At 73.2% G+C, this 26,844-nt stretch carries 22 protein-coding genes; 13 read left to right on the top strand and 9 right to left on the bottom strand.

The window, feature by feature from the left end:
• Nucleotides 1-182: 182 nt before the first annotated feature.
• Together ACFCY1_RS14275 and ACFCY1_RS14270 are read left to right on the top strand one after the other, a co-directional pair.
• Nucleotides 183-467 (top strand): type II toxin-antitoxin system Phd/YefM family antitoxin, encoded by a 285-nt coding sequence (locus ACFCY1_RS14275; RefSeq protein WP_049649701.1) that lies wholly within the window; start codon nucleotides 183-185, stop codon nucleotides 465-467.
• The gene (locus tag ACFCY1_RS14270; RefSeq protein ID WP_049649700.1) at nucleotides 460-882 is read left to right on the top strand and encodes a type II toxin-antitoxin system VapC family toxin; all 423 of its coding nucleotides are present in this window, start codon (nucleotides 460-462) and stop codon (nucleotides 880-882) included. Before ACFCY1_RS14275 ends, ACFCY1_RS14270 begins: the two co-directional genes overlap by 8 nt.
• Before the next feature lie 54 nt (nucleotides 883-936).
• Here ACFCY1_RS14270 and ACFCY1_RS14265 read toward each other — a convergent pair whose 3' ends face one another.
• Nucleotides 937-1,536, bottom strand: a complete 600-nt coding sequence (locus tag ACFCY1_RS14265; RefSeq protein ID WP_117487924.1) for a hypothetical protein — start codon at nucleotides 1,534-1,536, stop codon at nucleotides 937-939.
• A gap of 54 nt (nucleotides 1,537-1,590) precedes the next feature.
• Complete coding sequence (locus tag ACFCY1_RS14260) at nucleotides 1,591-2,667, bottom strand: Gfo/Idh/MocA family oxidoreductase (protein WP_375874729.1); 1,077 nt, start codon at nucleotides 2,665-2,667, stop codon at nucleotides 1,591-1,593.
• 172 nt (nucleotides 2,668-2,839) lie between these two features.
• On the opposite strand from ACFCY1_RS14260, the gene ACFCY1_RS14255 reads away from it, so the two are divergent.
• The 4 genes from ACFCY1_RS14255 to ACFCY1_RS14240 all read left to right on the top strand — a co-directional run bounded on the left by ACFCY1_RS14255 (nucleotide 2,840) and on the right by ACFCY1_RS14240 (nucleotide 7,152).
• Entirely contained in the window at nucleotides 2,840-3,955 is a 1,116-nt protein-coding gene (locus tag ACFCY1_RS14255; RefSeq protein ID WP_375874728.1) for an oxygenase MpaB family protein, read from the top strand.
• 235 nt (nucleotides 3,956-4,190) lie between these two features.
• Entirely contained in the window at nucleotides 4,191-4,970 is a 780-nt protein-coding gene (locus ACFCY1_RS14250; protein ID WP_049649696.1) for an HAD-IIA family hydrolase, read from the top strand.
• Between the two features lie 192 nt (nucleotides 4,971-5,162).
• Nucleotides 5,163-5,891 carry a uracil-DNA glycosylase gene (locus ACFCY1_RS14245; RefSeq protein WP_234348220.1) on the top strand — a complete coding sequence of 243 codons (729 nt, stop codon included), beginning with the start codon at nucleotides 5,163-5,165 and terminating at the stop codon, nucleotides 5,889-5,891.
• Between the two features lie 160 nt (nucleotides 5,892-6,051).
• Nucleotides 6,052-7,152 carry a glycoside hydrolase family 6 protein gene (locus ACFCY1_RS14240; RefSeq protein WP_375874727.1) on the top strand — a complete coding sequence of 367 codons (1,101 nt, stop codon included), beginning with the start codon at nucleotides 6,052-6,054 and terminating at the stop codon, nucleotides 7,150-7,152.
• 58 nt (nucleotides 7,153-7,210) lie between these two features.
• Here ACFCY1_RS14240 and ACFCY1_RS14235 read toward each other — a convergent pair whose 3' ends face one another.
• The 4 genes from ACFCY1_RS14235 to ACFCY1_RS14220 all read right to left on the bottom strand — a co-directional run bounded on the left by ACFCY1_RS14235 (nucleotide 7,211) and on the right by ACFCY1_RS14220 (nucleotide 13,524).
• A complete protein-coding gene (locus tag ACFCY1_RS14235; RefSeq protein WP_375874726.1) occupies nucleotides 7,211-9,142 on the bottom strand; it encodes a galactose oxidase-like domain-containing protein in 1,932 nt (643 codons plus the stop codon).
• A gap of 141 nt (nucleotides 9,143-9,283) precedes the next feature.
• Nucleotides 9,284-11,437: a glycosyltransferase family 2 protein gene (locus ACFCY1_RS14230; protein WP_375874725.1), complete on the bottom strand. Its 2,154-nt coding sequence runs from the start codon at nucleotides 11,435-11,437 to the stop codon at nucleotides 9,284-9,286.
• A gap of 643 nt (nucleotides 11,438-12,080) precedes the next feature.
• Entirely contained in the window at nucleotides 12,081-12,758 is a 678-nt protein-coding gene (locus ACFCY1_RS14225) for a 3-oxoacid CoA-transferase subunit B (protein WP_375874724.1), read from the bottom strand.
• Between the two features lie 4 nt (nucleotides 12,759-12,762).
• Nucleotides 12,763-13,524, bottom strand: coding sequence for a CoA transferase subunit A (locus ACFCY1_RS14220; RefSeq protein WP_074005090.1), 762 nt, complete (start codon nucleotides 13,522-13,524; stop codon nucleotides 12,763-12,765).
• A gap of 479 nt (nucleotides 13,525-14,003) precedes the next feature.
• Here ACFCY1_RS14220 and ACFCY1_RS14215 point away from each other — a divergent pair, with 479 nt between their 5' ends.
• The 6 genes from ACFCY1_RS14215 (at nucleotide 14,004) to ACFCY1_RS14190 (ending at nucleotide 20,118) form a co-directional block, all read left to right on the top strand.
• Nucleotides 14,004-15,275: a substrate-binding domain-containing protein gene (locus tag ACFCY1_RS14215; protein ID WP_082345208.1), complete on the top strand. Its 1,272-nt coding sequence runs from the start codon at nucleotides 14,004-14,006 to the stop codon at nucleotides 15,273-15,275.
• Between the two features lie 98 nt (nucleotides 15,276-15,373).
• On the top strand, nucleotides 15,374-16,114 hold the full coding sequence (locus tag ACFCY1_RS14210; RefSeq protein ID WP_074005091.1) for an ABC transporter ATP-binding protein: 741 nt from the start codon (nucleotides 15,374-15,376) through the stop codon (nucleotides 16,112-16,114).
• Nucleotides 16,115-16,233: 119 nt separating this feature from the next.
• Nucleotides 16,234-17,013, top strand: a complete 780-nt coding sequence (locus tag ACFCY1_RS14205) for an ABC transporter ATP-binding protein (protein WP_375874723.1) — start codon at nucleotides 16,234-16,236, stop codon at nucleotides 17,011-17,013.
• Nucleotides 17,013-17,879, top strand: coding sequence for a branched-chain amino acid ABC transporter permease (locus tag ACFCY1_RS14200; protein WP_074005092.1), 867 nt, complete (start codon nucleotides 17,013-17,015; stop codon nucleotides 17,877-17,879). Before ACFCY1_RS14205 ends, ACFCY1_RS14200 begins: the two co-directional genes overlap by 1 nt.
• Nucleotides 17,880-18,088: 209 nt before the next feature.
• Nucleotides 18,089-19,216, top strand: coding sequence for a branched-chain amino acid ABC transporter permease (locus ACFCY1_RS14195; protein ID WP_375874789.1), 1,128 nt, complete (start codon nucleotides 18,089-18,091; stop codon nucleotides 19,214-19,216).
• Nucleotides 19,213-20,118, top strand: a complete 906-nt coding sequence (locus ACFCY1_RS14190) for an alpha/beta fold hydrolase (RefSeq protein WP_375874722.1) — start codon at nucleotides 19,213-19,215, stop codon at nucleotides 20,116-20,118. The genes ACFCY1_RS14195 and ACFCY1_RS14190 overlap by 4 nt, the downstream gene beginning before the upstream one ends.
• 123 nt (nucleotides 20,119-20,241) lie before the next feature.
• Here the strand turns inward: ACFCY1_RS14190 and ACFCY1_RS14185 are convergent, their stop codons facing one another.
• Both ACFCY1_RS14185 and ACFCY1_RS14180 read right to left on the bottom strand, forming a co-directional pair.
• Nucleotides 20,242-21,519 carry a hypothetical protein gene (locus ACFCY1_RS14185; RefSeq protein ID WP_375874721.1) on the bottom strand — a complete coding sequence of 426 codons (1,278 nt, stop codon included), beginning with the start codon at nucleotides 21,517-21,519 and terminating at the stop codon, nucleotides 20,242-20,244.
• 416 nt (nucleotides 21,520-21,935) lie between these two features.
• Nucleotides 21,936-22,523 carry a DedA family protein gene (locus tag ACFCY1_RS14180; protein WP_375874788.1) on the bottom strand — a complete coding sequence of 196 codons (588 nt, stop codon included), beginning with the start codon at nucleotides 22,521-22,523 and terminating at the stop codon, nucleotides 21,936-21,938.
• Between the two features lie 643 nt (nucleotides 22,524-23,166).
• On the opposite strand from ACFCY1_RS14180, the gene ACFCY1_RS14175 reads away from it, so the two are divergent.
• The gene (locus ACFCY1_RS14175; RefSeq protein WP_375874720.1) at nucleotides 23,167-24,258 is read left to right on the top strand and encodes an LLM class flavin-dependent oxidoreductase; all 1,092 of its coding nucleotides are present in this window, start codon (nucleotides 23,167-23,169) and stop codon (nucleotides 24,256-24,258) included.
• Nucleotides 24,259-24,544: 286 nt separating this feature from the next.
• On the opposite strand, the gene ACFCY1_RS14170 is transcribed toward ACFCY1_RS14175, so the two are convergent.
• Nucleotides 24,545-26,725: a putative bifunctional diguanylate cyclase/phosphodiesterase gene (locus tag ACFCY1_RS14170; RefSeq protein WP_375874719.1), complete on the bottom strand. Its 2,181-nt coding sequence runs from the start codon at nucleotides 26,723-26,725 to the stop codon at nucleotides 24,545-24,547.
• Nucleotides 26,726-26,844 lie beyond the last annotated feature (119 nt).

Raw genomic sequence — 26,844 nt, 5'->3', positions numbered from 1 at the left:
AGGACGATCCTACGAGCCCCCGGGTTCCCGCCTGTGTCGGGGACGTCCCCCACGGTGTCCCCCTGGCGCCCCCGCCTGGTTCCGCCCGATTCCGTTCGTGCCCGAAGGCCCCCTCCTCGGAGCGGCGAAAAGCGGCCGTCCGGGGTGTAGCCGCCGGGGCTACACGGGGCTACCGTGGAGAGGTGAAGACGATTACCCAGCGGGAGTTCCGGAACAACTCCGCCGCCGTGATGGACGCGGTGGAGGCGGGGGAGACGTTCCACATCACCAGGAACGGGGTCGAGGTCGCGGAGCTGCGGCCGGTGCCCGGGCGTCGGCGGCTCACGGCGGAGGAGCTGGTGGCCCGGCACGTGAAGCTGCCGCGCGTGGACTACCAGCAGATGCGCAAGGAGGCCGAGGAGGACTTCGGCCCCGAGGAGCTGGTGGGCGACGACGGCGACGACCCGTTCGAGCGGCGGCGTGGCTGAGCGCCGCAGAGCACCCCGGCGGCGGCCGGCCGGGGTGCTGGACACCTGCGTCTACATCGACCTGGCGCTGCTCAGCCCCTCCGACCTGCCGGCCGTGCCCGAGCTGACCGCGATCACCTTCGCCGAACTGCAGCAGGGCGTGTCGATGGCCCGCGACCCGGCCAGCCGGGCCGCCCGGCTGGAGGTGCTGGGCGCGGCGATGGCGGACTTCGACCCGCTGCCCTTCGACGCGGCCGCCGCCGCCCGCTACGGGACGCTGGTCACCCTCACCATCGCCGCCGGACGGCAGCCGCGCCCGCGCCGGATCGACCTGATGATCGCCGCGGTCGCCTCGGCCCACGGGCTGCCGCTGTACACCCGCAACGTGGCGGACTTCCGGGGGCTGGGCTCCGCGGTGGAGGTCATCGGGGTGTGAGGTCCGGGCGGGGGCGATGGTCGGGGGGTCCCGAGGGCCGGGCGGGAGCGGCGGTCAGGAGGCCCCGAGGGCGGCGGCCCCGTCCCGCTCGACCCGGTCGGCCAGGGCGGCCGCGGCCTTCAGGGCCTCCGCCCGGTTCCGGGTGCGCAGCAGGACGGTGTTGCCCCCGCGCTTGCCCCGGTCGCCGCCCGCCTTGGCGGCGACGGCCCAGCGCGGTCGGCGGAGCAGGGCGAGGACCAGCCAGCGGAGTCCGAAGTTCAGCCCCAGGACGGCGGCGATGGGGACGAGCAGGAGGACCCCCTCGCCGCCGGCTTCGCCGCCGACGTGCCGCATGGGGTCGTAGGCGTGCAGGGGCCTGTGCGTGGCCCCGAGGCGGCCGAGCCACACCACCGCGATCCGTACGGGGCGGCGGTCGGGCCCGGTCACGTCGACGTAGCCGATCGACCCGTCCCGCTCGCCGCGGGCCCAGGCCGTCCGCTCCCTCGTGGTCGACAGGCTCTCCTGGAGCTCGCGGTCCTCGGCCTCCCGGGCCTTCCGGCGCTGCTCGAACTCCTCCGACCAGGCCTTCTCGCGCTTCTTCTGCTCGGTGGACCACGCCTGTTCGCGCTCACGCCGCTCGTCGGCGGTGACCCGCCGTTCCCCCCGGTTGCTCATGGCGGCCATCGTAGGAGGCTAGGTCAAGGGAGGGTAAAGCGGGCCGCACGGCCGTCAGCCCGGGCGGACCGCCGTCCCGGTGGCGGCGGAGGTGCGGGCGGCCTCCAGGACGGCCAGGGCGGCCACCGCGTCGCGCGGGTCGACCGGGGGCGGGGTGCCCGGGGTGGCCAGGGCGGCGGCGATGCCCGCGTAGAAGGCGGGGTAGTCGCCCGGGTCGGTCGGCAGCCGGATCGCCGACTCGTCGGTGCCGAGGGTGCCGTAGTGCGCGGGCTGGTCGGCGCCCCAGGGGCGGGTGTCGTCCGGGCGCAGGCCCGCCCGCAGGTCGGCCTCCTGCGGGTCCATGCCGGACTTGACGTAGCCGGCGGTGTCGCCGAGCACCCGCAGCCGGGGGCCGATCAGCGGGGTGATGGCGCTGGTCCACAGGTGCGAGCGGGTGCCGCTGGTGTGGGTGAGGGCGAGGAAGGCGTCGTCGTCCACCACCGCGCCGTCGCGCCGCACGTCGATCTCCGCGTACACCGTCTCGACCGGCCCGAACAGGGTGAGCGCCTGGTCGACGAGGTGGCTGCCCAGGTCGTACAGGGTGCCGCCGACCTCGGCCGGGTCGGCCAGCTCCCGCCAGCCCGGCTTGGGCTTGGGGCGGAAGCGCTCGAAGCGGGACTCGAAGCGGTGCACCCGGCCGAGCGCGCCGCCGCGCACCAGCCGGCTCGCGGTGAGGAAGTCGCCGTCCCAGCGCCGGTTGTGGAAGACCGAGAGCAGCACGCCCTGCTCCTCGGCGAGCCGGCACAGCTCCAGTGCCTGGGCGGCGGTGCCGGCCAGCGGCTTGTCCACCACGGTGGCCAGGCCGGCCCGCAGGGCGGCGCGGGCGAGCGGGGCGTGGGTGCGGTTGGGCGAGGCGATGACGACCAGGTCCAGCGCGTCCGGGTCGGCGAGCAGCTGCTCGGGCGTGTCCACGGCGCGGGCACCGGGGTGCTCGCGCGCCAGCTGGGCGCGCCGGTCGGGGTTGGCGGTGACCACGGCGTCCAGCCGCAGCCCCGGCGTGGTGGCGATCAGCGGCGCGTGGAACGCGGAGCCGGCCAGGCCGTAGCCGATCAGGCCGACGCGGAACGGACCGGGAGTCGTCTGCGGGTTCATGCGCCCACTCAATCACGAGGCGCCCGGTTGCTCCCGGTTTCGGTCGACGGGACGGCGGGCCCGCCGCCGCGCCCTCGTACGGGTGAGGCTGCCGCCGCGGCCCGGAGCGCGGTGATACGTGTACGCGGCGATACGTGCACGTATCACCCCACGGACTGCGACGGAGGATCACATGGCCGCCAACGGCTGGACCGACGACCTGCTCGACCGGATGCGCACCGTCGGCGACCCGCTCGGGGACGCCGCCATCGCCGAGACGTACGAGCTCGGACAGCAGGACCAGGTGCGGCAGACCCTGCTCGGCTTCGGCCGCAACAGCGACGCCGTCCCGGCCGGACTGCCGCCCAGGCTCCAGGCGTACTTCGAGGAGTCCGCCGTCCTGCCGTCCTGGGCGGACCGGGCGCGGATGGCGCGCGGCCACGAGCTGCTCGGCCGCTACCAGCCGCTGATCGCCTCGATCCTGCTCTGCGGCTCGCTCCCGCTCTGCTACACCTGCGGCAACGGCGCCGAGGTGCTCGTCCGCTCCCAGCGCCTGACCTCCGGGGTGTACCGGCGCCTGATGGAGACCTCGCAGTTCGTCGTCGACGTCCTCGACAACGACGGCCTGGGGCCGGGCGGCCGCGGGCTCCGGTCGGCCCAGAAGGTCCGCCTGCTGCACGCCACCATGCGCTACCACGTCTCCCAGCTGGGCGACTGGGACGCCGCCGCCCTGGGGGTGCCGGTCAACCAGGAGGACCTGGCCGGCACGCTGATGAGCTTCTCGGTGCTGATCCCGCTCGGCCTCGCCGAACTGGGCGTCGACCTGCTGCCCGAGGACCGGGAAGCCTACTTCCACATCTGGCGGGTGGTCGGCCACGTCCTGGGCGTCGACGAGCAGCTCAACCCGGCCAAGTTCGGCGACGGCGCGGCCCTGAAGGACGCCATCGTCCGCCACCAGCAGCGGCCCTCGGAAGCCGGACGGGTGCTGACGAAGGGCGTCCTGGACTTCATCCGGGAGGTGCTGCCGGTCCCCTCGGGAGCGGGCCCCACCCTGATCCGGCGCCTGATCGGCGACAAGTCCGCCGACGTCATCGCGGTGCCCCCGGCGGACAGCCTCACCAAGCTCGGGCTGAGCGCCGCCGCCCTGCCGAACTTCGGGTACGGCAGGACGGGCGACACCCTGCCGCCGCTCGCCGAACTGGCGAGCCAACTGGGGCTGCTGGTCTTCAAGGAGGGGCTGCTGCTCACCAACAAGGGCCGCCGCCGGGAGTGGCAGGTCCCGACCGGCCTGACCGACTCGTCATCCTGACCGGGGCGCCACCGTGCGGCCACCGGCCCCGGCCCGTGCGGTCACCGGCCCCGGCCCGTGCGGTCACCGGCCCCGGGGCGTGCGGCCACCGGCCGGACGGGGGCCGCGCGGTGGCGGTGCGGGCGACTACGCTGGTCGGAGTTGGGGCAGCCTGTGGCGCCCGACCGGCCGAGGGTGTCCGGTCTGGGCATGTGCGAGAACGTTCAGACCTGTGCAAGACCGAGGAGACACCTACGTGGCAGAGCGCAAGCCCATCGAGTCCTGGCTGACCGACATGGACGGGGTCCTCATCCACGAGGGCACGCCGATCCCCGGGGCGGAGGAGTTCCTGCGCAAGCTGCGGGAGTCCGGCAAGCCCTTCCTGGTCCTCACCAACAACTCCATCTACACCCCGCGCGACCTCAGCGCCCGGCTGGCCGGCATGGGCCTGGAGGTGCCGGAGGAGTGCATCTGGACCTCCGCCCTGGCGACGGCCAAGTTCCTCGCGGGCCAGCGCCCCGGGGGCACCGCGTACGTCATCGGCGAGGCCGGCCTCACCACCGCGCTGTACCAGGCCGGTTACGTGCTGACCGACAACAACCCCGACTACGTGGTGCTCGGCGAGACCCGCACCTACTCCTTCGAGGCGCTCACCAAGGCGATCCGCCTGATCAACCAGGGCGCCCGGTTCATCTGCACCAACCCGGACGAGACCGGCCCCTCCACCGAGGGCGTGCTGCCGGCCACCGGCTCGGTCGCGGCCCTGATCACCAAGGCGACCGGGGTCGAGCCGTACTTCGTCGGCAAGCCCAACCCGCTGATGATGCGCGAGGCGCTGAACACCGCCGGCGCCCACTCCGAGACGGCGGTGATGATCGGCGACCGGATGGACACCGACATCGTCGCGGGCATGGAGGCCGGCATGGAGACCATCCTGGTGCTCACCGGCCTGACCTCCGCCTCCGACGTGGAGCGCTTCCCGTACCGGCCGACCCGCGTGGTCCAGTCGATCGCGGACCTGGTCGAGCTGGTCTGACGTCCGCGTTCTCCCCCCGCGTTCTCGTCGTGGGCCCCGTTCCGGCAGGTCGCCGGGGCGGGGCCGCTCCGTGTCCGGGGTGCGGGGCCGCCTGGTGCCCGCGGGGAGGCGGCCGTTGTCGGTGGGGCTGTGTAGCGTTCGGGGTGAAAGAGGGAGTGCGGCGCAACAGCCGCGGTGTGGGAGGTAGATGTCGTGACGGACACGGTCGAGGCGGGCGTGGTCGAGGCCGGCGAGGGCGGCGGGCTGGAACTGCCCGAGTCCTGGCGCGGGGTGCTGGGCGCCGAGACGGAGAAGCCGTACTTCGCCGAGCTGGCGGCCTTCGTGGCGGCCCAGCGCGCGGAGCACGAGGTGTTCCCGCCGAGCGGCCAGGAGTTCGCCGCACTGGAGGCCACCCCGTACGACAAGGTCCGGGTGCTCGTGCTCGGCCAGGACCCGTACCACGACAACGGCCAGGCCCACGGCATGAGCTTCTCGGTGCTGCCGGGCACCAAGACGCCGCCGTCGCTGCGCAACATCTTCAAGGAGCTGGACGCCGACCTGGGCGTCCCCGCCCCGGACAACGGCTACCTGATGCACTGGGCCGAGCAGGGCGTGCTGCTGCTCAACGCGGTGCTCACGGTCCGCGCGCACGAGGCCAACTCGCACAAGGCGAAGGGCTGGGAGAAGTTCACCGACGCGGTGATCAAGGCGGTGAGCGACCGCGACGAGCCGGTGGTCTTCGTGCTGTGGGGCAACTACGCGAAGAAGAAGCTGCCGCTGATCGACACCGCCAAGCACGTGGTGGTGCAGGGCGCGCACCCGTCGCCGCTGTCGGCGAAGCTGTTCTTCGGCAGCCGTCCGTTCTCGCAGATCAACGCCGCGCTGGACTCCTTCGGCGCCGAGGCGATCGACTGGCAGGTGCCGAACCTGAAGGAGGCCTGAGCCTCCGCCCGGAGCGCCCGCGGGCGTTCCGGGGTGCCGGTCGGCGGGCGCCGGCAGCCGGTGGTGGCCGTGGTTCGGACGGGTTCGATGTCCCGTCCGCCCACGGCCACTTGGCGTTCACCACCGGTGGCCGTCGGCCGGTGCCGGGTGTGCTTAGCTGGTGCCGACCGGTCGCCGGACCGGGGCCGGGGAGGGGCGGTACGTGCACGGGCTGGGGCGGACAGGGACGTTGCGGGGCGCCGTCGGGGCGCTGCTGGCCGGGGTGGTGCTGGCGGCCGGGTCCGGCTGCACCGGTTCGGACGGCGGGAAGCCGGGAGCCGGGTCCGTGTCCTCCGCCGCCGGGGCGGGCGCGGGGGCGGGTGCCGGTGCGGGCTTCGCCCAACTGCCCGGGCAGGCCTTCTACGTCTCCGACCGCACCAACGCCGCCCAGCAGGTGACCGCGCTGCGCGGCCAGGGCCGGACGGCGGAGGCCGACGCGCTGCTGCGGATCGCCGGCCAGCCCTCCTCGCAGTGGCTCGGCGAGCAGGGCGCCCAGACGATCGCCGAGCAGGTGAGCCGGCGGGCCGCCGAGGCCGGCCGGACGGCGGTCTTCGTCGCGTACGACATCCCGCACCGCGACTGCGGCCAGTACTCGGCCGGCGGCGCCCCCGACGCGGCCTCCTACCGGGCCTGGATCACCGGCGTCGCCCAGGCCCTCGGCGACCGCAGGGCCTGGGTGGTGCTGGAACCGGACGCCGTCGCGCACACCCTGGACACCTGCGGGATCAAGGGCGACCTGGCCGCCGAGCGGTACGGCCTGCTGGCCTTCGCCGTCCAGGAGTTGAAGAAGAACCCCAACGCGCGGGTCTACCTGGACGCGGGCAACCCCGGCTGGGCACAGGACCCGGAGGAGATGGCCACCGCCCTGCGCAAGTCGGGCATCGCGGCGGCCGACGGCTTCGCCGTGAACGTCGCCAACTTCTACGACACCGAACGGAACGCGGCCTACGGCGCCAGGCTCTCCGCGGCCCTCGGCGGGAAGAACTACGTCATCGACACCAGCCGCAGCGGCAACGGGGCGCTGGGCGGCGCCGCCTGGTGCAACCCGCCCGGGCGCGCGCTCGGCGAGCGGCCGACCACCGAGACCGGCCGGCCCGGGGTGGACGCCTACCTGTGGATCAAGAACCCGGGGGAGTCGGACGGCGACTGCGGCCGGGGCGAGCCCCGGGCGGGCGAGTTCTGGCTGCCGTACGCGCTCGGGCTGGCGCAGGCGGCGCGCTGAGGCCGCCTGCGCCAGACCTCGGGCCCTGTGCGTCGTGCGGTTCACACGGTGCGCGGGCTCAGGCGGTGATCTGGATCCAGCGGGCGACCGACGGGGTGCCGGCGGCGTCCGTCAGGAACAGCATGTACCAGCCCGGCGGCAGCAGGTTGGGGTTCGCGGGCAGGGTGAGCGAGACGCCGTCCGCCGTCCGTCCGGCGACGTCCAGGGCCACCGAGCGCTGCTCGACGTCCGTCACGTGGGTGACCGAACTCGGCCGGATCAGCTTGGCGGTGGCCACCGCCTCCGGGCGCGCCGTCCCGACGGCGAGGGCGCCGCCGAGCCGGGCCGCCTGCGGAACGGCGCCGACCTCCGGACGGTCGCCGTGGTACAGGTACGGCGGGGTGTAGATCTCGATGCGCTGCTCGAAGCCGCCCGGCTGGGTCTCGGCCTTGTCCGCGAAGAGCGGGTTGGAGCCCAGCACGGCCACCCGTCCGTCCGGCAGCAGCAGCGCCTCGGAGTGGTAGTTGCGGCCGACGGTCGGCTCGGCGGCGGTCGTGAAGCCGTTGGTGTCCGGGTGGTACACCTGCGCCTTGAGCAGGTCGCTGTCGCCGCGGCCGCGGTAGCCGCTGGAGCCGCCGGTGGTGAAGACGGTGTCGTCCGGCAGGATCACGCTGTTGAGGTAGCGGGTGCCGCCGGCCGGCAGGTCCGGGCCCGGGGTGAAGGCGGGAGCGGCGGAGGAGAGGTCCGCGATGTCGGTGCGGGCCGTGGACAGCGGCGACTCGCCGACACCGCCGCCGCCGAGCACCATCACCTTCTGCGCCTGCGCGGGCGGCAGCAGCACCGAGGAGGAGGTCTCGGTGAGGCCGGGGTCGCGCAGGCCGGGGACGGGCTGGAAGGCCCCGCTCGACAGGTCCCACACGCCGGGCTCGCGGCCCTTGTCGCCGGGGCCGTAGCCGCCGTTGGAGCCGGAGTAGAAGAGCTTGCCGGAGGCGGTCAGGAAGACCGCCGGGTAGGTCGGGAAGTAGTGGTCGGGGCCCTTGGACCAGGACTTGGTCCTCGGGTCGTAGATCTCGTTGTCGTTGCCGCTGAGGATCTCCCCGGTGTCGTCCAGCCCGGAGACGGTGACCACCCGGCCGTCGCCCAGCCCGGTCAGCGTCGGGTACCAGCGGGCGTGGGCCATGTCGGTGACCGGCTCGTACAGCTCGGTGTCCGGGTTGAACTCGAAGGCGGAGCGGATGCCCTGGTACTCCTGCTTGTCCAGGGTCAGCTTCTCGCTCTGCCCGTACAGGTTGTGGGCGTCGGTGCCGCTCAGGCCCTTGATCCGGTACTGGGCGGGGGAGTCGGAGACGAAGTCCTGGCCCGGGCCGACCGCCTCCACGTACACGTGCTGCTCGCCGGCGGTGACCACGGTCTGCTTGCCGGAGCCGGCCTTGGTCGCGGCCGGGACCGTCACGGCGGCGGTACTGGCGTACTCGTGGCCGTTCGGGGAGACGAAGACGGTGCCCTTGGGGAAGGTCCGGTCGCGCTCCGGGCTCTCGTTGCGCACCCGCATGATGCCGGCGGCCTTCTTCACGGCGCCGGCCAGCTTCTCGTAGCGCTGGGTGCCGCCGGCCACCAGGACGCGGCCGTCCGGCAGCGAGGTGTGGCCGCCGCAGAACATGTCGGCCGGGGTGGGGACCAGCTTGTAGGTGTTCCGGGCCGGGTCCCAGAGCAGGCTCTTGAAGGTGCCCGCGTTGAACTGCTTCTCGTCGTTGCCGGAACCGGCCACGATCAGGACCTTGCCCGTGCGCAGCACGGTCGCGTGCACGGCGTTGACCCGGAACTCGGTGGGCAGCGACAGGGTCTGCCAGTGGCCGTACTGCGCCTTGTACTCGGGGCGGTTGATCACGTAGTGGTGGTACTGCTGGGAGGCGAAGCCGAGGACGGCCGGCGCGTTCATCCCGGCCACGGTCAGCGCGACGGTGCTGCCGAGGGCGAGGCGCTTGGTGCGGCCGGCCTTGTGGATCTTCACGGTGGGTGCTCCCCTCGGGAGGCGGTCGGGGGCTCTGGTCGGTGGGCGGCTCTGTTCGGTGGGTGGTGCTGTTCGGTGGGTGGTGCCGGTCGGTTGGTGGTGCTGGTCAGGCGGCGGTGCCGGTCAGTGGGAGGGTGCCGGTCAGTGGGAGGGTCTGCCGCTGTCGGCGTGGTCGGGTGAGGTTCGTCCGGGTCGGGGGGCGGGAGGTGCGGGCTGCGCCGGTCCGGCGGTCCGGGCGGCTCGGGGGTCGCGGGCGTGGCGCGGGCGGCGCTTCTCCAGGACGACCTGCGGGGCCGCCGTCGGGTCGCCGGTGACGGTGAGGGTGGCGGTGGGGCGGGTCCGGCGGCGACGTACGGCGTCGCCGGCGCTGATCAGGACCGGCAGGAGGGTGAGCAGCAGGGCGATCCAGGCCCAGGTGCGCATCGCGACGTGGTCGTAGCCGGTGACGTAGGAGGCGGCGATCGCGCCCCCGAACACCAGCGTCCAGAACAGGTGGAAGCGGAAGGTGCCGAGCCGGTCGGTGCTGGCCGAACTGCCCTTGGGCGTGACCACGAAGCGGCTGCGGCGGCGGACCAGCGCCTGGAGCAGCGAGGCCGCGTAGACCGGACCGCAGAGCGCCGACATCACCATGCCCGCGACCCCGGAGGAGCCGGCCGGCTCGTGCGGGCTCACGTTGTGCTTGCGGTTCCAGGTGTAGAGCAGGAGCTGGAGCGCGGCGGCGTCGCTGTAGAGCATCATCCAGATCTCCGAGGAGACGTGCACGCCGGAGGCGCCGAAGCCCAGGTAGAGCACGCTGGACAGGCCGCCGAGCAGCCACGTGAGCGCCGCCATCGGGTAGAAGCCCACCATCAGCGAGTAGTTGAGCAGCCGGCCGGGCGACAGCCGCCACAGCACCCGCCAGTACTGGGTGAACAGGGTCTCGTAGGTGCCGCGGCTCCAGCGCAGTTGCTGGGAGAAGAAGTCGGTCCAGGAGGACGGGCCTTCGCCGACCGCGAGCACGTCCGGGGTGTACACGGACTTCCAGCGTTCTCCGGTCTCCGGGTTCCGGCTCCGGTGGAACTCCAGACCGGTCGCCATGTCCTCGGTGATGGAGTCGTACAACCCGCCGATCGACTGGAGAGCGCTGATTCTGACGGCGTTGTTGGTGCCCACGAACATGGGCGCGCCGTAACGGTTTCCGGCGCGTTGGATGAGGGCGTGGAAGAGGTACTGCTGGCTCTCGGAGAATTTGGTGACGGCCGATCCCGAGCTGCGGTAGTTCCCGTACACCTGGGGGCCGACCACGAATGCCACGTCGGGGTCGCGGAAGTAGCCGAGCATCCGCTCGCAGAAGTCCGGCAGTGGAACGTGGTCGGTGTCCACGGACACCCAGAACTCGTAGTCGTCGCCGTGGGCTTGGAGCCAGGCGTTGTAGTTGCCGTGCTTGGTCCCGGCGCGGAACCGGCCCTTCGGCCGGTTCCAGTGCGGCCGGCCGGCGCGGGTGAAGTGGCGCACGCCCAGCTCGGCGCAGAGCTCCCGCATTGCAGGATCGTTTCCCTCGTCCAACAACCAGACGTCGTACGGTCCGTTGTGCCGGACGGCCCGCGCCGCCGTCAGCGTGGCCCGGACCATCTCCGGCGGCTCCTTGCCCGGCACGCAGGTGGTGAGGAAGGCGACCCGGGTGCCGGGCTCCGGCGTCACCGGGACCGGGTCGCGGGCGACCAGCGTGGCGTGGGTGTTGGAGACGACGTTGACCAGCCGGAACACCTCGACGACGGCGATGATGCCGATCATCACCTTGTCGCCGAGCAGCACCAGGGAGTTCGTCTCGTCCAGCCGCTCGGGCCAGTGCTCCGGCAGCAGCAGCCAGACCAGCAGCACCGCCTCCACCATGGGGGCGGCCATCAGCAGCAGCGCGGCGCGGATCCGGTGCGGCTCGCGGCGCAGCAGGCTGCGGTACCGGACGCGGTAGGGGGCCGCGGGGGGCGGCTCGTACGGGGCGGCTGTCGGGGCGGGGTTCTGCGGGGTGGCCGTCGGGGCGGGGCCGTACGGGGTGGGGCTGTATGCGGTGGGGTCGTGCGGTCCGTCGGGGGAGGGCGGGTGCGGTGCGACCGGTTCGGGCCAGTAGACGCCGCCGCCGAGGTCGTCGTCCTCGTCCGGGTCGTACGCCGGGCCCGCGAGACGGCTGAAGTGGCCGTAGTCGTAAGGGGCTTCGGGTATGGGAAGGGCGCGCAGGGCGGCCTCGTCCAACTCCCCGGCACCTCGCCCGTGGGCCGTTCCGACGCCCTTGCGTCGTGAGAACGGCGGCGTGGTCATAGCTGCTCCCCCCGGAGTTCGCGCCTTGCGCGGCTCGCTCGGTTCACTCGGCTCGCTCGGCTCTTGCGTGGGTCTGCCTCGACTCGGAGCCGTCCGGGTGGAACAGGGTGGAACCGGCCGGAATCAGCTGGAAACAGCTGGGAACAGCCGGAACCGGCTGGAACGAGACCCGGCGAACTGCGGTTCTCGGGCAGTTCCCGGGCCGTCCGGCAGATTCGGCGTGTGCGACCGGTTCGGTTGTGCGTCGGTACGGCGGCCTCGAATCCGGGATCCCGATGCACTTTCCAGCTTCCCCTCCGGGTACGTCGGGATCCTTGGCCGCCTCAACTCTCCCTGAGCGCAACGGTGATCGCAACCAGTCCGGGAGATCGCCGTCGCCCAGGCATGAAGATGCCACGGTTTCCGGCCGATCCGGCGGGCGTTGGTGCTAATGCGGTGAATTCGCTCCGGCCCGGGCGATCCGCGGAACTCAGTGGTGGTGGAGGGCTGTTGCGGAGTTGCCCGTGGAGCCGTTCGCGGGGTCGCTGTCGTGTGCCGGTGGGGGCAGCGGAACGGCCGGACCGCCCCTCGGGGCGATCCGGCCGTCCGTACGGGGCCGGGCTGGTCAGGCAGGCTGGTCAGGCGGGCTGGTCAGGCGGGCTGGTCAGAGCGGGGGCAGCAGGGGCGCGCCGGTCGCGGCCTGGACCTCGGCGAAGTCCACGCCCGGCGCCGTCTCCACCACCCGCAGCCCCTCCGGGGTCACGTCGACCACCGCGAGGTCGGTGACGATTCGGTCCACAACTCCCCGGCCAGTTGCGGGAAGTGACAGCTCATCGACGATCTTCGGCGAGCCGTCCCGGGCGGTGTGCTCCATCACCACGATCAGCCGACGGGCCCCGTGCACCAGGTCCATCGCGCCGCCCATGCCTTTGACCATCTTGCCGGGAATCATCCAGTTGGCGAGGTCCCCGGCGGCCGAGACCTGCATCGCGCCGAGCACCGAGACGTCGATCCGCCCGGCCCGGATCATGCCGAAGGAGAAGGCGGAGTCGAAGTACGAGGCGCCGGCGGCGACCGTCACCGTCTCCTTCCCGGCGTTGATCAGGTCGGCGTGCTCGGCGCCCTCCTCCGGGTACGGGCCGACGCCGAGGATGCCGTTCTCCGAGTGGAGCACCACCTCGACGCCCGGCGGGAGGTGGTTGGGGATCAGGGTCGGCAGGCCGATGCCCAGGTTCACGTACTGGCCGTCGCGCAACTCGCGGGCGGCGCGGGCGGCCAGGGCGTTGCGGGGATCGAGAGCGGTGGCGGCGGTGGTGGCGCGGACTGCGGTCTCGGTGGGCATCGGGTCAGGCCTCCTGGAGTGCGGGGCGGACGGTCCGGCGCTCGATGCGGCGGTCCTCGGGGTCGGCGGCCACCACCCGGTCGACGTACACCCCGGGCAGGTGCACCGCGTCCGGAGGGAGCTCGCCCGGTTCGACGATCCGGTCCGCCTCGACCAGGGTGATCCGGCCCGCCGCCGCGCAGAGCGGGTTGAAGTTCCGGGCGGCGGCGTGGAACACGCAGTTGCCGTGCCGGTCCGCCACCTCGGCCCGGACCAGCGCGAAGTCCGCCGTGATCGCCTCCTCCAGCAGGTAGCGACGGCCGCCGAACTCCCGGACCTCCTTCGGCGGGGAGGCCAGGGCCACCGAGCCGTCGGCCGCGTAGCGCCAGGGCAGCCCGCCCTCCTCGACCTGGGTGCCGACCCCGGCCGGGGTGAAGAACGCCGGGATGCCGGCGCCGCCCGCCCGGAGCCGCTCGGCCAGCGTGCCCTGCGGGGTCAGCTCGACCTCCAGCTCGCCGGAGAGGTACTGCCGGGCGAACTCCTTGTTCTCCCCGACGTACGAGGAGGTCATCCGGGCGATCCGGCCCGCCCGCAGCAGCAGGCCCAGCCCCCAGTCGTCCACCCCGCAGTTGTTCGAGACCACCCGCAGTCCGGTGGCGCCGGAGTCCACCAGGGCGCCGATCAGCGTGCTGGGGATGCCGCAGAGGCCGAAGCCGCCGACGGCCAGCACCGCGCCGTCGGGAACGTCCCCGACGGCGTCGGCGGGGGAGTCCAGGACCTTGTCCAAGGGGTCACCTCGTGAGGGAGTGGGCGGAGGGGGTGGAAGAGGAAGGGGCGGAGCGCGGCCGGGGTGGTGCGGCGGCCGGGGAAGGTGGGACGGGCAGGTGGGACGGGCTTGTGGGAGGGGCGGCCGGCGGGCTCGGCCGCCGCGCGGAGCCCGTGGCCGTACCAGGCCGGGCTGGGGTCCTGCCTGGGCCGGACCGGGGTCGGGCACGCCGCTGGGGTTGGCTGCCGTCGGACGGGCTCCGCGCCCCTCCACCGTCACCGGGCAGGGGTGGGCACAGCCATGGCGGCCACCCCCATGGGTGGGCGCGGAGCCGTGTCGGCGGGCCACACCCGGGCGCCCGGGGGACGGCGGCGGGCCGACGGTATGTCGACCGGAGCCACATCCCGACCGGCTGATACGTCGACCGGGCACATGTCGCCGTTCCCACCGCACACCTACGGTTCCCGCATCCACCCGCCGCACTTCAGGAGTCGGTCACCATGCGCAGCTCGACAAACCCCTCCAGGACCGCCTCCGGCGTTCGCCTGGGCGACTCCCTGACCGGCGGCCCGGCCCGGAAGCTCGCCGCCCTCGCGGCCTGCGTCCTGCTGGCCTCGGGCTGCGCCAAGGCCGGGACGGCCGGGACGAGCGCGGCGGACGGTGGATCGAAGGGCCCGATCAAGGTCGGCCTGGTGTACTCCAAGACCGGGCCGCTGGCCGCCTACGGCAAGCAGTACCTGGAGGGCTTCAAGGCCGGCCTGAGCTATGCGACCAAGGGCACCGGCGCGGTCGACGGGCACAAGATCGAGTTCGAGGAGCAGGACGACGCCGGCGACCCGGCCAAGGCGGTGTCCGCGGCCAAGGACCTGATCGGCAAGGGCTACAAGGTGCTGGCCGGTTCCACCGCCTCCGGTGTGGCCCTCCAGGTCGGTCCGATCGCCGCCCAGAACAAGGTGCTCTTCATCAGCGGCCCGGCCGCCGCCGACAAGGCCACCGGTCTGAACAAGTACACCTTCCGTTCCGGCCGCCAGTCCTACCAGGACATCAAGACCGCGGCCTCGTTCATCGGTGACGCCAAGGGCAAGAAGGTCACCGTGCTCGCCCAGGACAACGCCTTCGGCCAGGCCAACGTGGCCGCCGTGAAGGCGCTGCTCGGCGCCGAGGGCGCGACGGTCGACCAGGTGCTCGCCCCGCCGAGCGCCACCGACCTCACCCCCTTCGCCACCCAGGCCAAGACCGCCAAGCCCGACCTGCTGTTCGTCGCCTGGGCCGGCGACACCGCCTCGGCCCTGTGGACCGCGCTCAACCAGCAGGACGTGTTCGCCGACACCAAGGTCGTGACCGGCCTCGACCTGGCCGCCTCCTACCCGCTGTTCGGCCCGGCCGCCGAGAAGATCTCCTTCCTGAACCACTACTTCGACGGCGCCGCCGGCACCCCGGTGGAGAAGGCCATGACCGATGCCGTCACCGCCGCCGGAGGGAAGACGGACATCTTCACCCCGGACGGCTTCACCGCCGCCCAGATGATCGTGCACGCCGTCGAGTCCAACCACGGTTCCGCTGACGACACCTCGGCCCTGGTCAAGGCCCTGGAGGGCTGGAGCTTCGACGGGGTGAAGGGGAAGACCACGGTCCGCGCCGAGGACCACGCCCTGCTCCAGCCGATGTTCCAGGTGCGGCTGACCGGCAGCGGTGCCGCCGCCAAGCCCTCGGTGGAGAAGACCCTGACCGCGGACGAGGCGGCACCCCCGGTCACCCCGATGGCGGGCTGATCCCGATGCCCGCCCGCACCACGTCGACTCCTTCCGCTTCCTCGGCTGCCTCCGCCGCGTCCACCTCGTCCGCGCGGTCCTCCGCGTCCTCCTCTCCGGTGCTGCGTCTGGACGGGCTCGGCTGGGCCGTCCGCGGCGTGCCGATCGTCGAGGACGTCTCCTTCTCGGTCGGCGAAGGCGAGTTCATCGCCTTCATCGGGCCCAACGGCGCCGGCAAGACCTCCCTCTTCAACCTGATCTCGGGCATCTACCCGGCGACCCACGGCAGCCTCCACCTCGACGGCGCCGACATCACCGCCGAGACGGTGCACGCCAGGGCCCGCCGCGGGCTCGGCCGCACCTTCCAGACATCCTCCCTCTGGCCGGGGATGACCGTCGCCGACCACGTCCGCCTGGCCGCTCAGGCGGCGGCCGGGCCGGGTGCCTCGTACCGGCTCTGGCGCCGCGCCGACCGCTACGAGCAGCAGCTGGCCGACACCCTGGAACGCACCGATCTCACCCACCGCGCGGACACCCTGGCCAGTGCGCTCTCGCACGGGGAGAAGCGCAAGCTGGAGCTGGCCGTCCTGCTGGTCTCGGAGCCCCGGCTGATCCTGCTGGACGAGCCGATGGCCGGAGTCAGCGCGGAGGAGGTGCCCGCCCTCACCGAGCTGATCCGTTCCGTGCACCGTGACCTGGGCCGGACCGTCCTGATGGTCGAGCACCACATGGACGTCCTGCTCGGCCTTGCCGACCGGCTCGCGGTGATGCACCACGGCACGCTGCTCGCCCTGGACACCCCCGAGGCCGTGATGGCCGACCCGACCGTGCAACAGGCCTACCTGGGTGAGGCGTTGTGACCTCCTCTCCGTTCTCCGCTCAGCGCCCCGCTCCTTCGGCGCACTCCGCCTCCTCTCCGTCGTCCGCGTCCTTGCCGTCGTCCGCTGCCGAACCCCTCCTCTCCGTTCGCGATCTGCGGGTGGTCATCGACGGGCTGCACATCCTGCACGGCGTCGACTTCGACGTGGCCCCCGTCGGGGTGACCGCGCTCCTCGGCCGCAACGGTGCCGGGAAGACCACCACCGTCAAGGCCGTCATGGGCCTGGTGCCGCGCACCGGAAGCATCCGGCTCTCCGGCTCCGAACTCTCCTCCCTTCCCACGCATCTGGTCGTTCGTCATGGCATCGGCTACGCGCCCGAGGACCGGGGGATCTTCGCCGGCCTCACGGTCGCCGAGAACCTCCGCCTCGCCGAGCGCGCTGCCGGGAGCGGGAGCGGGAGTGGCGGCGAGGCCGGTGAGCCCAACTACGCACTCGTCCACGAGCTCTTCCCCGAACTCAAGCAGCGGGCCGGTCAATTGGCCGGGACGCTCTCCGGCGGCCAGCAGCAGATGGTGGCGATCGGCCGGACGCTGCTCAACCGCAACCGGTTGATCATCGCCGACGAGCCCACCAAGGGCCTGGCCCCGAAGATCGTCGCCGAGGTGGCCGAGGTGCTGGCGCGTGCGGCCGAGGCCGTGCCCGTCCTCCTGGTCGAGCAGAACCTCGCCCTCGTCCGCCGGCTGGCCGGCACCTGCGCCGTCCTGGCCGACGGCCGTACCGCCCACCGCGGAGACACCGCCGAGCTGTTGGCCGACGAGGAGGCCGCCCGCCGCCTGCTCGGCGTCGGCTCCCGTCACCCGCTCGCCGGCGGGCCCCGGCCCGCCGCCGCCCCGGCCTCCCCGGCCACCCCTGTCGTCACCGCCGAGGTGAAGCCCTGATGGACACTGTCGTCCTCCTTTTCTGTACCGGACTCGGTCTCGGTGCGCTGTACTTCCTGGTCGCCTCCGGTCTGTCGCTGATCTTCGGTCTGATGGACGTGCTCAACTTCGCGCACGGCGCCCTGCTCTCGATCGGCGCCTACGCCACCTGGTGGGCCGGTGCCGAGGCCGGTCTCTCCTTCTGGCTCGCGGTGCCGTTCGGCACCCTGGTCGGAACGGCCGCCGCCGTCCTGCTGGAGCTCTTCCTGATCCGGCCGCTCTACAGCCGGCCGCGCGACCAGATCCTTGCCACCGTCGGGGTCGGGCTCGCCGTACCCGCCCTGCTGATGGGGATCTGGGGCGCGGACTCCCGCCCCTTCCCGCAGCCGGAGCTGCTGTCCGGCACCTGGCACGTGCTCGGGGCGACCGTCCCGGTCAACCGCTTCGTGCTGGTGGCCGCCGCCGCCCTGCTGCTGCTCGCTCTTCGGTTGTTCCTCGCCCGCACCCGCTACGGGCTGATCGTCCGGGCCGGCGTCGAGGACCGGGCGATGGTCACGGCGCTCGGCATCGACGTCCGGAAGGCGTTCACCCTCGTCTTCGCCCTCGGCGGGGCGGCCGCCGCCCTCGGTGGCGCCCTCGGCGGCCTCTACTTCGGTTCGGTCAATCCCGGCCAGGGGACCGGCCTGCTCATCTTCGCCTTCGTCGTCGTGGTGATGGGCGGCATGGGCTCCGTGACCGGAGCCGCCGTCGCCTCGGTGGGCGTCGGCCTCGTCCAGCAGTTCGCCAACTACTACACCGGCGCCGGGCTCGGCGACCTCTCGGTCGTCGTCCTGCTCGCCGTGCTGCTTCTCGTCCGACCCCGTGGACTCACCGGGAGGCTCGCGTGAGCGCCGAAACACCGATCACGAGCACCGGTGGCCCCGCGGCCGGCCGCAGCGCCGCCGCTCCGGCAGGGGGGACTGACACCAGCCCTGCCGTGACCACCATGTCAGCAGAGGGGACTGACACCAGCTCCACCGACACCGCCACTGTGGCAAGGGGGACTGACACCGGCCTTGCCGAGACCCATTGTGAACACAGGGCCGAGTCCGGCGCCATCCCTCGAACGGGTGATCCAGTCACTAATCGCTGGACTGGCGTGCACAGAGCGCTACGCTGGTGGCCGATCGCTCTGCTGATCACGCTCCTTGTCGCCCCATACAGTGCGCTTCCCGTCCCGGGACTGCTCGACGGCCCGCTCGGCAGCCCCGGAAGCCTCCAACTGCTCGCCCTGTGCCTCCTCTACGGCGGGCTCGCCACCGGTTACGACCTCCTGCTCGGTCGGACCGGACTGCTCTCCTTCGGCCACGCGCTCTACTTCGCGACCGGCCTCTACGCCACCGACCTCGGCATGCTGGAGCTGCGACTGCCGTTCGCCGCCGCCGCGGTGTTCGGCGTCTCCTGCTCCGTCCTGCTGGCCCTGCTGCTCGGCTCGGTCAGCCTGCGGGTCACCGGCATCGGCTTCTCCATGGTCACCCTCGCCTTCGCCCAGGCCGGCTCGATCCTCGTCCAGCGCAACCCCGGTGGCGCCACCGGTGGCGAGGAGGGTCGGTCCGCCCCGGCCGACCTGCTGCCCTCCGGCCTGCTCGGGATCGAGAACACTGCCAACCTCTACTGGATCGCCGTCGGCTACCTGGTGCTGACGGTCGCCGCGGTCCACTGGGCCGTCAAGTCCCCGATCGGCCGGGTCTGGGAGGGCATCAAGGAGAACGAGCGCCGGGTCGAGGTGCTCGGACTGCGGCCGTACGGCTACAAGTTGGTCGCCTTCGTGCTGGCCGGCGGACTCGCCGGGCTGGGCGGGGTGGTCTACCTGCTGCTGACCGGTGGCGCCACTCCGCAGGCCGCCACCTCGGACGCCACGCTCGCGCTCCTGGTCATGGTCGTCCTCGGCGGCTCCGGCACCCGCTGGGGGCCGCTGCTCGGCGGTGTCCTCTACACCTGGGCGAGCCACCGGCTCGGCGACCTCGCCAACTCGTCGGCCGTCGCCGACCTTCCGGCGGTGCTGCGCGTGCCGCTCTCCCAACCCCTGTTCCTGCTGGGCGCCCTGTTCGTCGCCGTGGTCTACCTGCTGCCCGGCGGCCTGGCTAGACTGCCTGCCCGCATCCGATCCGCCCGCACCGGCCGTTCCGCCCCGGCGCCGGCCGGCCGCGGAACCGCCCACCCCACCGGAGGTACCCCCGCGTGAGCCAGTCGCCGCTGAAGCCCGAGGAGTTGACCGTCCCCGTGCCCGGTGGGGACCTGGCCGTCCTGCGCTGGCCCGCCGAGGACCCGCAGGCCCCGACGGTCGTGGCGGTGCACGGCATCACCGCCAACGGCCTCGCCTGGTACGAGGTCGCCCGCCGGCTCGCCGGCCGGGTCACCCTGCTCGCGCCCGACCTGCGGGGCCGCGGCGCCAGCCGCTCGGTCACCGGACCGTACGGCCTGGCCCGGCACGCCGACGACGTGGCCGCGCTGATCGGCGCGCTCGGCTCGGGGCCCGTCACGGTGGTCGGCCACTCGATGGGGGCCTGGGTCACCGCCCTGGCCGCCGTCCGGCACCCCGACCTGGTCCGCCGCGTCCTGCTGGTCGACGGGGCGGTGACCTTCCCGCTGCCGCAGGGCGTCCGCGAGGAGGACGCCCTGGCCGCGGTGCTCGGCCCCGCGCTGGCCCGGCTGTCCACGACCTTCCCGGACCGGGAGGCCTACCGGGAGTTCTGGCGCGGGCACCCCGCCTTCGCCGGCGAGTGGACCGAGGGGATCGACGCCTACACCCAGCGCGACCTGGTCGGCGCGGAGCCCGAACTGCGCTCCTCCTGCGTGCTGGAGGCCGTGCAGGCCGACGGCGCCCAGGTCCTGCTGGACGAGGACGCGGCTACCGCCGTGCACCGGCTGCCCTGCCCGGCCGACCTGATCTGGGCCGAGCGCGGCCTGTTCGACGAGCCGCAGGGCCTCTACGACCACGAGCGGATCGGGCTGGCCGGGCTGGACCCGGAGCGGGTGCCCGCCTCGCCGGTGCCGGACACCAACCACTACTCGATCCTCTGGGGCGAGGCCGGGGCGGACCGCATCGTCCGCATCCTGCTCGCGGACGCCCTCACCGCCGGGTAGCCGGTCCGCCCCGGAACACCGACCGGGAACCGAGCAGGACGCAGACCGGAACGCCGACGGCCGGCGGGGGCCCGCACCCCCGCCGGCCGCCGCCGGTGCCCCGTCCCGCCGTTCCCCGGCGCGTCAGCCCGCCGTGCCGAGGAAGCTCTCCCAGCCGCCCGCCGGCGCCTGGCCGACGTTGAGCGAGCGCAGTTTGCGCAGGGTGGACTGGTCCTGCACCTCCAGCCACTCGACGAGCTGCTTGAAGGAGACCAGCCGGACGTCGGGCTTGTCCGCGATGGTCTTGAGGGTCTCCTCGACGGCGTCCATGTAGATGCCGCCGTTCCACTGCTCGAAGTGGTTGCCGACGAAGAACGGCGCGCGGTTGCCGTTGTACGCGCGCTCGAAGCCCGCCAGGTAGGAGTTGGTGGCCTGGGTGCGCCAGTCGCCGTACTTGGCCGGGTCGCCCTTGGTGCTGCCGGCGGACTGGTTGGCCAGGATGTTGTAGTCCATCGACAGGACCTGGAAGGTGTGCCCGGGGAACGGGATGGACTGCAGCGGGAAGTCCCAGACCTTGCCGTCCTGCACCTTCTGCGGCCATATCTGCAGGCCGCCCGAGGAACTGGCGTCGTACTTCCAGCCCAGCTTGGCGATGGTCGGCAGCAGCGCCTTCTGGCCCTCCAGGCACGGGGTGCGGCCGCCGATCAGCTCCTTCTTGTAGTCGAAGGGGAGCGGGTCGACATCGGTGAAACCGGTGTTGGTCCGCCACTGGGTGACGAAGCCGATCGCCTGGTCGATCTCGCTCTGCCAGTCCTCCGGGGTCCACACGTTGACGCCGTTCTTGTCCGGACGGCTGGAGCAGAAGTGCCCGTTGAAGTGGGTGCCGATCTCGTGCCCGGCCAGCCAGGCCTGGCTGACGAGCTTGAGCGTGCTCTTCACCGCGCCGTCCGACAGGTACGGGATGTCGGAGGCGCCGACCGAGTGCTTCGGCGGGTGGTAGAGGTCCGCCTTGCCCTTGGGCAGGGCGTAGATGCCCGAGAGGAAGAAGGTCATCGTGGCCTTGTGCTGCTCCGCCAGCTTCAGGAAGCGGGGGAACTGGCCGTCCTCGGTGCCACCGGCGCCGTCCCAGGAGAAGACCACGAACTGGGGCGGCCGCTCGCCCGGCTTGAGCTTCTCGGGCTTGGGCTGGTTCGGCTGCGGGCCGGTGTCCGCGTTGGAACCGTCGCCGATCGGGGTGCCCTTGGGCACCACCGCCTGGGTGGGGTCGCCGCTGCCGCCCTGGGTGGTGCTCGCGCCGCCGGGGCCGGGGGAGGGGGAGCCCTGGCCCGAGCTGGACCCGCCGCTGGAGCAGGCCGCGACCGCGCCGAGGGCCGCGGTCGCGGCGGTTGCGCTGAGCACCGTCCTGCGCGAGATGCTGGTCATGGTCTCCCCTGGGTGCCGATACCGGTGGTGAGGGCGGCCCACGGCCGCACCGGTCAAATCGGGCAATTGATGAATATTCCGCCGTTAGCATGTCATGTCGCCGCAGCGGCCACCAAGGTCGCCGAGCGCTGACGACTCTCAACACGCCGGGCGCGTACGGCTGGGCTGCGGGGATGCCTCGACTGTTGCCGTCCTGTGACGCTTCCCGCCCCGTGCGGTCCGGTCAGTACGCTACCGCCGGTCGGTCCGCTCCCCGCCGGAGTTCGTCAGCGTTCGGCCCGGTTGGTCGCCCTTTTGGGAAAACTTTTGCCCCTTGCTGGGCCGGGCAGCCCGAAGCCCGCTATGGGGCCGCTCCGGGCGGGCCGGGCGGGAGGGGAAAGGAGGGAGAGAAGGGGGAGAGGCGGCCGGGAGGGCCGTCAGAGCGCGGCGAGTCGCCGGGTGCGGCGCACCATGCGCGCGATCGCGGTGCTGATGGCGGTGGCCGCCGCGCAGGAGACCACGAGGCTCAGCCAGGCGGTGTTGAACCAGTGGCTGTTCAGCCAGCCCAGCGTCACGATGTAGGCGGCCCAGACCAGTGCCGCCAGTGCCGACCAGTGCAGGAACCGGTGCGGATGGGCGGGGGAGTGGCCGATGGCCAGGTCGAGGACGGTCCGGCCGGCCGGGACGAACCGGGCGACCACCACCATCGCGGCGGCCGCTCTGTGGGGGCGTTCGATCAGGGCCTCCTGGACCCGGGTCACGCTGGCCGCCAGTTTCGGGCGCCGGGCGAGCCGACGGTGCAGCACCGGGGCGCCGCGCCGGGCCAGGTTCAGCAGCAGGAGGTCGCCCAGGAAGGAGGCCACCGCCACGCCCAGTCCGAGCATCAGGGGCGCGCCGTTGATCTGCGAGGTCTTGAGCACGGCCAGGATGACCAGCGTCCCGCTGGGGATGAACGGCAGGAGGGCGTCCCCGAGCACGGCGACGAGCGCCAGCGCGCAGATCCACGAGGATCCGATCGCGGCCACGAAGTTCAAGACCCTTTACTCCCTCCGTGCCTCCCGGGGGAGCAGGTGGCTGCAGGGGTCAACGCTAGCGCCTCGACTTTTCATGCCATGAAGCACCCCGGTATGGCATGGATCACGAGTGCTGATTCCGGCCGTGCCCCGAGGCGGCGGGCCGTGTGTCCGGGCCGTATGTCCGGGTCGGCCGGGGTGAGGGGCACCCGGGCGGCGGAGGGCCGCCGAAACCGAACGAGCCCCCGGGGCGGGGTGCCGCGCCGAGGGCTCGCAGTGATCGTCCGGTGCTGGTCCAGCCCGACGATCTTGCTGGTGGAGTGCGGATCCCGCTCCGGCGGTCCGCCTCTGGGCCCAAGCCTGCCGGACGCCGGCCCCCGGTCGCGAGGGCCCGGGCTGGCGACTTCCGGCGCTGGCGGGAAGTCGCCAGCCGTGTTCGCCCACTGGCTCTCCGTCAGCCGAACGGTCGGTCGGACGCCCGTGCGAAATGGCCGAAACCCACTCGGACCGTGGCCGGACGACACCCCCGAGGCGGGAACAGCGAGCCCCCGGCCGTGGTTGACCCCGGTCGGCGACAGCGACCGGCGGACCACCCGGGCCCGCGCGGCCGGCCACGACGGCCGGCTCAAGGACGGCAGCCAGGAGGGCGGACGGGATGACCACCGAGGACCAGCAGGAGCACGGAGCCGAACCGGCGGCCGACACGGCGATCCGGGGCACCGCCCGGGGAACGGCACCCGCCCCGCTCTCCATCCTCGACCTGGCCACGGTCGGCGTCGGCCACACGCCCGCCGAGGCCCTCGCCGCCACCACCGAACTGGCCCGCCGGGCCGAACAGTGGGGCTACCACCGCTTCTGGGTGGCCGAGCACCACGGCATGCCCGGAGTGGCCAGCTCCACCCCCGCCGTCCTGCTCGCCCACCTCGGGGCCAACACCACCACGCTGCGGCTCGGCTCCGGCGGCGTCATGCTCCCCAACCACGCCCCGCTGGCCATCGCCGAGCAGTTCGGCCTGCTGGAAGCCCTGCACCCCGGGCGGATCGACCTCGGACTCGGCCGCGCCCCCGGCACCGACCAGGCCACCGCCCGGGCGCTGCGCCGCGGCCTCGCCGAAGGCGCGGACGACTTCCCGCAGCAGCTCGCCGAGCTGACCCACTTCCTCGACGGAGACTTCCCGGACGGCCACCCGTACGCCCGGCTGACGGCCGTCCCCAAGGGTGAGGGCCGCCCGCCGGTCTGGCTGCTCGGCTCCTCCGGCTTCAGCGCCCAGCTGGCGGGCCGCCTCGGCCTCCCGTTCGCCTTCGCCCACCACTTCAGCAGCGCCAACACCGTCCCGGCGCTGGACCTCTACCGCTCGTCCTTCCGCCCCTCCGCCGTGCTCGCCGAGCCGTACTCACTGATCGGCGTGAGCGCGGTCGCCGCCGACGACGAGCCCTCGGCCCGGCGCCTCGCCCGCTCCGCGGCCCTCGGCATGCTCCGCCTGCGGCGCGGCAACCCCGGCCCGATCCCCACCCCGCAGGAGGCCGAGGAGTACCCGTACAGCCCGGTCGAAGCCGACTTCATCGACAGCTGGCTCGACAACGTCGTGCTCGGCGACCCGGGCCGGGTCGCCGACGGGCTGGAGGCCCTGCGCAAGCGGACCGGCGTGGACGAGTTGATGGTCACCTCCCACATCCACGGCCACGAGGCCCGGCTCCGCTCGTACGGCCTGATCGCCGAGGCGTACGGCCTGACGGCGACGGTGTGACGGCTGCGGCCTGACGGCTGTGGCGAGACCGACGGCCTGCGGTCCTGCTACAGCCGTGACCGCCGCCGGGAGGCCCGACGCCGCGCCCCGGGCCGGCCGGGGCGCGGGCCGAGCGCCACGCGGTGGTGGGCCACACCACCGCGGGCCGGGCGGACCGACCCGTCGGCCCGCCCGGCCCTCGGCTGTTGCTCACTGCGGCCGGTTCGGCTTCGCCGGGGGCGGGCGAAGTGCTGGCTCCGGGCGGGCGCCGGCCGAGGCCTCGTCCCGTTCCGGCCCGCCCCTGCGGCTAGCGGCCCTGTAGGGCGGGGCGGCCGTCGCGGAGTATGGCCGCGACGAGTTCGGCCTCGCCGGGGCGGGCGAAGTACCAGCCCTGGGCGGTGTCGCAGCCGGTCAGCCGCAGGCGTTCGGCCTGGGCGGCGCTCTCGATGCCCTCGGCGGTGACGGTCAGGCCGAGGGTGTGGGCGAGCTGCACCATCGCGCCGACGATCTGCTCGTCCGCGTCGCTGCGGCGGGAGCCGAGTTCCGGGCGGCCGGGCCGGTCCGTCGGGGAGGGCTCGCGGAAGCCCTCGATGAAGGTGCCGTCGAGCTTGAGCACGTGCACCGGCAGCCGGGAGAGGTAGGCCAGGTTGGAGTAGCCGGTGCCGAAGTCGTCGATCGCGATCCGCACGCCCATGTCGGCGAGCGCCTGGAGGGCCTGGAGGGGCCGGCCGCCGGGGCCGAGCAGGGCGCTCTCGGTGATCTCCAGTTGGAGCAGCCGGGCCGGCAGGCCGGTGCGTTCGAGGGCCCGGGCGACGTCGGCGACGATGTCGGAGTCCCAGATCTGGCGGGCGGCGAGGTTGACGCTCACGAAGGTCTCGGTCTCGGGGAACTCGGCGAGCCACTGCCGGGCCTGGCGGCAGGACTCCTCCAGTACCCAGGTCCCGAGCGGCACGATCGCGCCGGTCTCCTCGGCGAGCGGGATGAAGCGGTCCGGGGAGAGCGTCCCGTAGCGGGGGTGGCGCCAGCGGACCAGCGCCTCCGCGCCGTGCACGGTGCCGTCGGCCAGGCCGACCAGCGGCTGGTACTCGATCGCGAACTCGCCGCGTTCCAGGGCCGGGCGGAGCGCGGTGGCGAGCAGCTGCCGGGTGAGCTGATGGGCGCCGCGGTCCGGGTCGTAGAGGGTCCAGCGGGCGCGGCCGTCGGCCTTGGACCAGTAGAGCGTGGCGTCGGCGTCCTTGACCAGGTCGGTCGAGGTGGTCTCGTGCACGGACCGCTCGACCACGCCGACGCTGGCGGTGACCACCAGCCGGTGCCCGGCCACGTCGAAGGGACGTTCCAGCACCTCCAGGATCCGGGCGGCCAGCTCGGTCAGCTGCTCGCTGCCCAGGCTGTCGGTGACCAGCACGGCGAACTCGTCGCCGCCCATCCGGGCCACCAGGTGGGTGTCGCGGCCGTCGAACCCGCGCCGCAGCCGGGTGGCGACGGCGATCAGCAGCTGGTCGCCGATGTGGTGGCCGAGCGCCTCGTTGATCGCCGCGAAGCCGTCGAGGTCCAGGTAGCAGACCCCGACCCGGCGTTCGTCCGGGGCGCCGACCGGGCCCGGCTGGTCGGCCGGCGCGAGGCAGGCGGCGTCGAGCCGCTCGAAGAAGTAGGTCCGGTTGGGCAGCCGGGTCAGCGGGTCGTGCAGGGCCTGGTACTCCAGCCGGTCGCCGAGCCGGCGCTGCTCGGTGATGTCCTCGACCAGCGCGAGGGTGTAGAGGGGGTCCCCGGCGCCGTCCCGGATCAGCGAGACGGTGACCTTGCTCCAGACCGTGTGGCCCTCGCGGTGCTTGAGCTGCTTCTCCACGCGGAACCGTTCCCGCTCGCCGCGGACGAGTTCGGAGAAGAGCCGGTCCGGCATGCCCTCCGGGTCGATGATCTCGTGCAGGTGGGTGCGGACCAGGTCGCCGACGCCCTGTCCGATCAGGGCGGCGAAGGCGGGGTTGACCTCGATGATCCGGTCCTCGGCATCGATCAGGGCCATGCCGATGACGGCGTCGCAGAAGGCGGCCCGGAACCGGGACTCGCTGGCCCGCAGCGCCGCCAGCAGCCGGTCGGTGTCGATGCTCTCCCGGCCGCTGCCGCGGGTGAGCCCCCGCTCCCGGCGGGCGTCGCCGCTGAGCGGGGCCGCGCAGGTGGGGCAGAGCAGCGGCTCCGGCTCGGTCAGCGTCCCGAGGGCGGTGAAGGAGGTGACGGGCCCCGCGGCCGGCCCGGTGACGGATCCGGAGACGGGCCCGCCGCCCGTTCCGTCGGTCGGTCCGACGACAGGTCCGACGACATGTCCGACGACAGGTCGGACGGCTGATCCGGCGGTGGGTCCCAGGGTCGGTTCAAGGGCCGGATCGAGGACCGGTTCCAGGACCGGAGAGGCGAGGTGGCGGTGGCACGGTGACTCCTCGTGCCGCCCGCCCGGGTGGTGTGCGTCGGCCCCCTCGTTCTGGCCCGGCACGGCATGCTCCCGTCCGCTGCTGACGCTTGACGATGTCCGGCCGGCCAGTCGGGACCCGGCGGTCGGCTCCGCACTCTGTCGTGGTCCTCGGAGTCGGTCCGCTGCGGGGCCGCCCGTCG

The organism is Kitasatospora sp. NPDC056273 (assembly GCF_042268845.1).
In the GTDB taxonomy this organism is placed as follows: Bacteria; Actinomycetota; Actinomycetes; order Streptomycetales; family Streptomycetaceae; genus Kitasatospora.
The sequence above is the reverse complement of the archived record's forward strand: the minus strand, read 5'-3'. Positions and strand labels throughout refer to the sequence as shown.

Coding starts and splice junctions, on each gene's coding strand:
- ACFCY1_RS14265 (WP_117487924.1), bottom strand. CDS start 1,536: ATGAGCAACCGGGGGGAACGGCGGGTCACCGCCGACGAGCGGCGTGAG.
- ACFCY1_RS14260 (WP_375874729.1), bottom strand. CDS start 2,667: ATGAACCCGCAGACGACTCCCGGTCCGTTCCGCGTCGGCCTGATCGGC.
- ACFCY1_RS14255 (WP_375874728.1), top strand. CDS start 2,840: ATGGCCGCCAACGGCTGGACCGACGACCTGCTCGACCGGATGCGCACC.
- ACFCY1_RS14230 (WP_375874725.1), bottom strand. CDS start 11,437: ATGACCACGCCGCCGTTCTCACGACGCAAGGGCGTCGGAACGGCCCAC.
- ACFCY1_RS14225 (WP_375874724.1), bottom strand. CDS start 12,758: ATGCCCACCGAGACCGCAGTCCGCGCCACCACCGCCGCCACCGCTCTC.
- ACFCY1_RS14215 (WP_082345208.1), top strand. CDS start 14,004: ATGCGCAGCTCGACAAACCCCTCCAGGACCGCCTCCGGCGTTCGCCTG.
- ACFCY1_RS14200 (WP_074005092.1), top strand. CDS start 17,013: ATGGACACTGTCGTCCTCCTTTTCTGTACCGGACTCGGTCTCGGTGCG.
- ACFCY1_RS14185 (WP_375874721.1), bottom strand. CDS start 21,519: ATGACCAGCATCTCGCGCAGGACGGTGCTCAGCGCAACCGCCGCGACC.
- ACFCY1_RS14175 (WP_375874720.1), top strand. CDS start 23,167: ATGACCACCGAGGACCAGCAGGAGCACGGAGCCGAACCGGCGGCCGAC.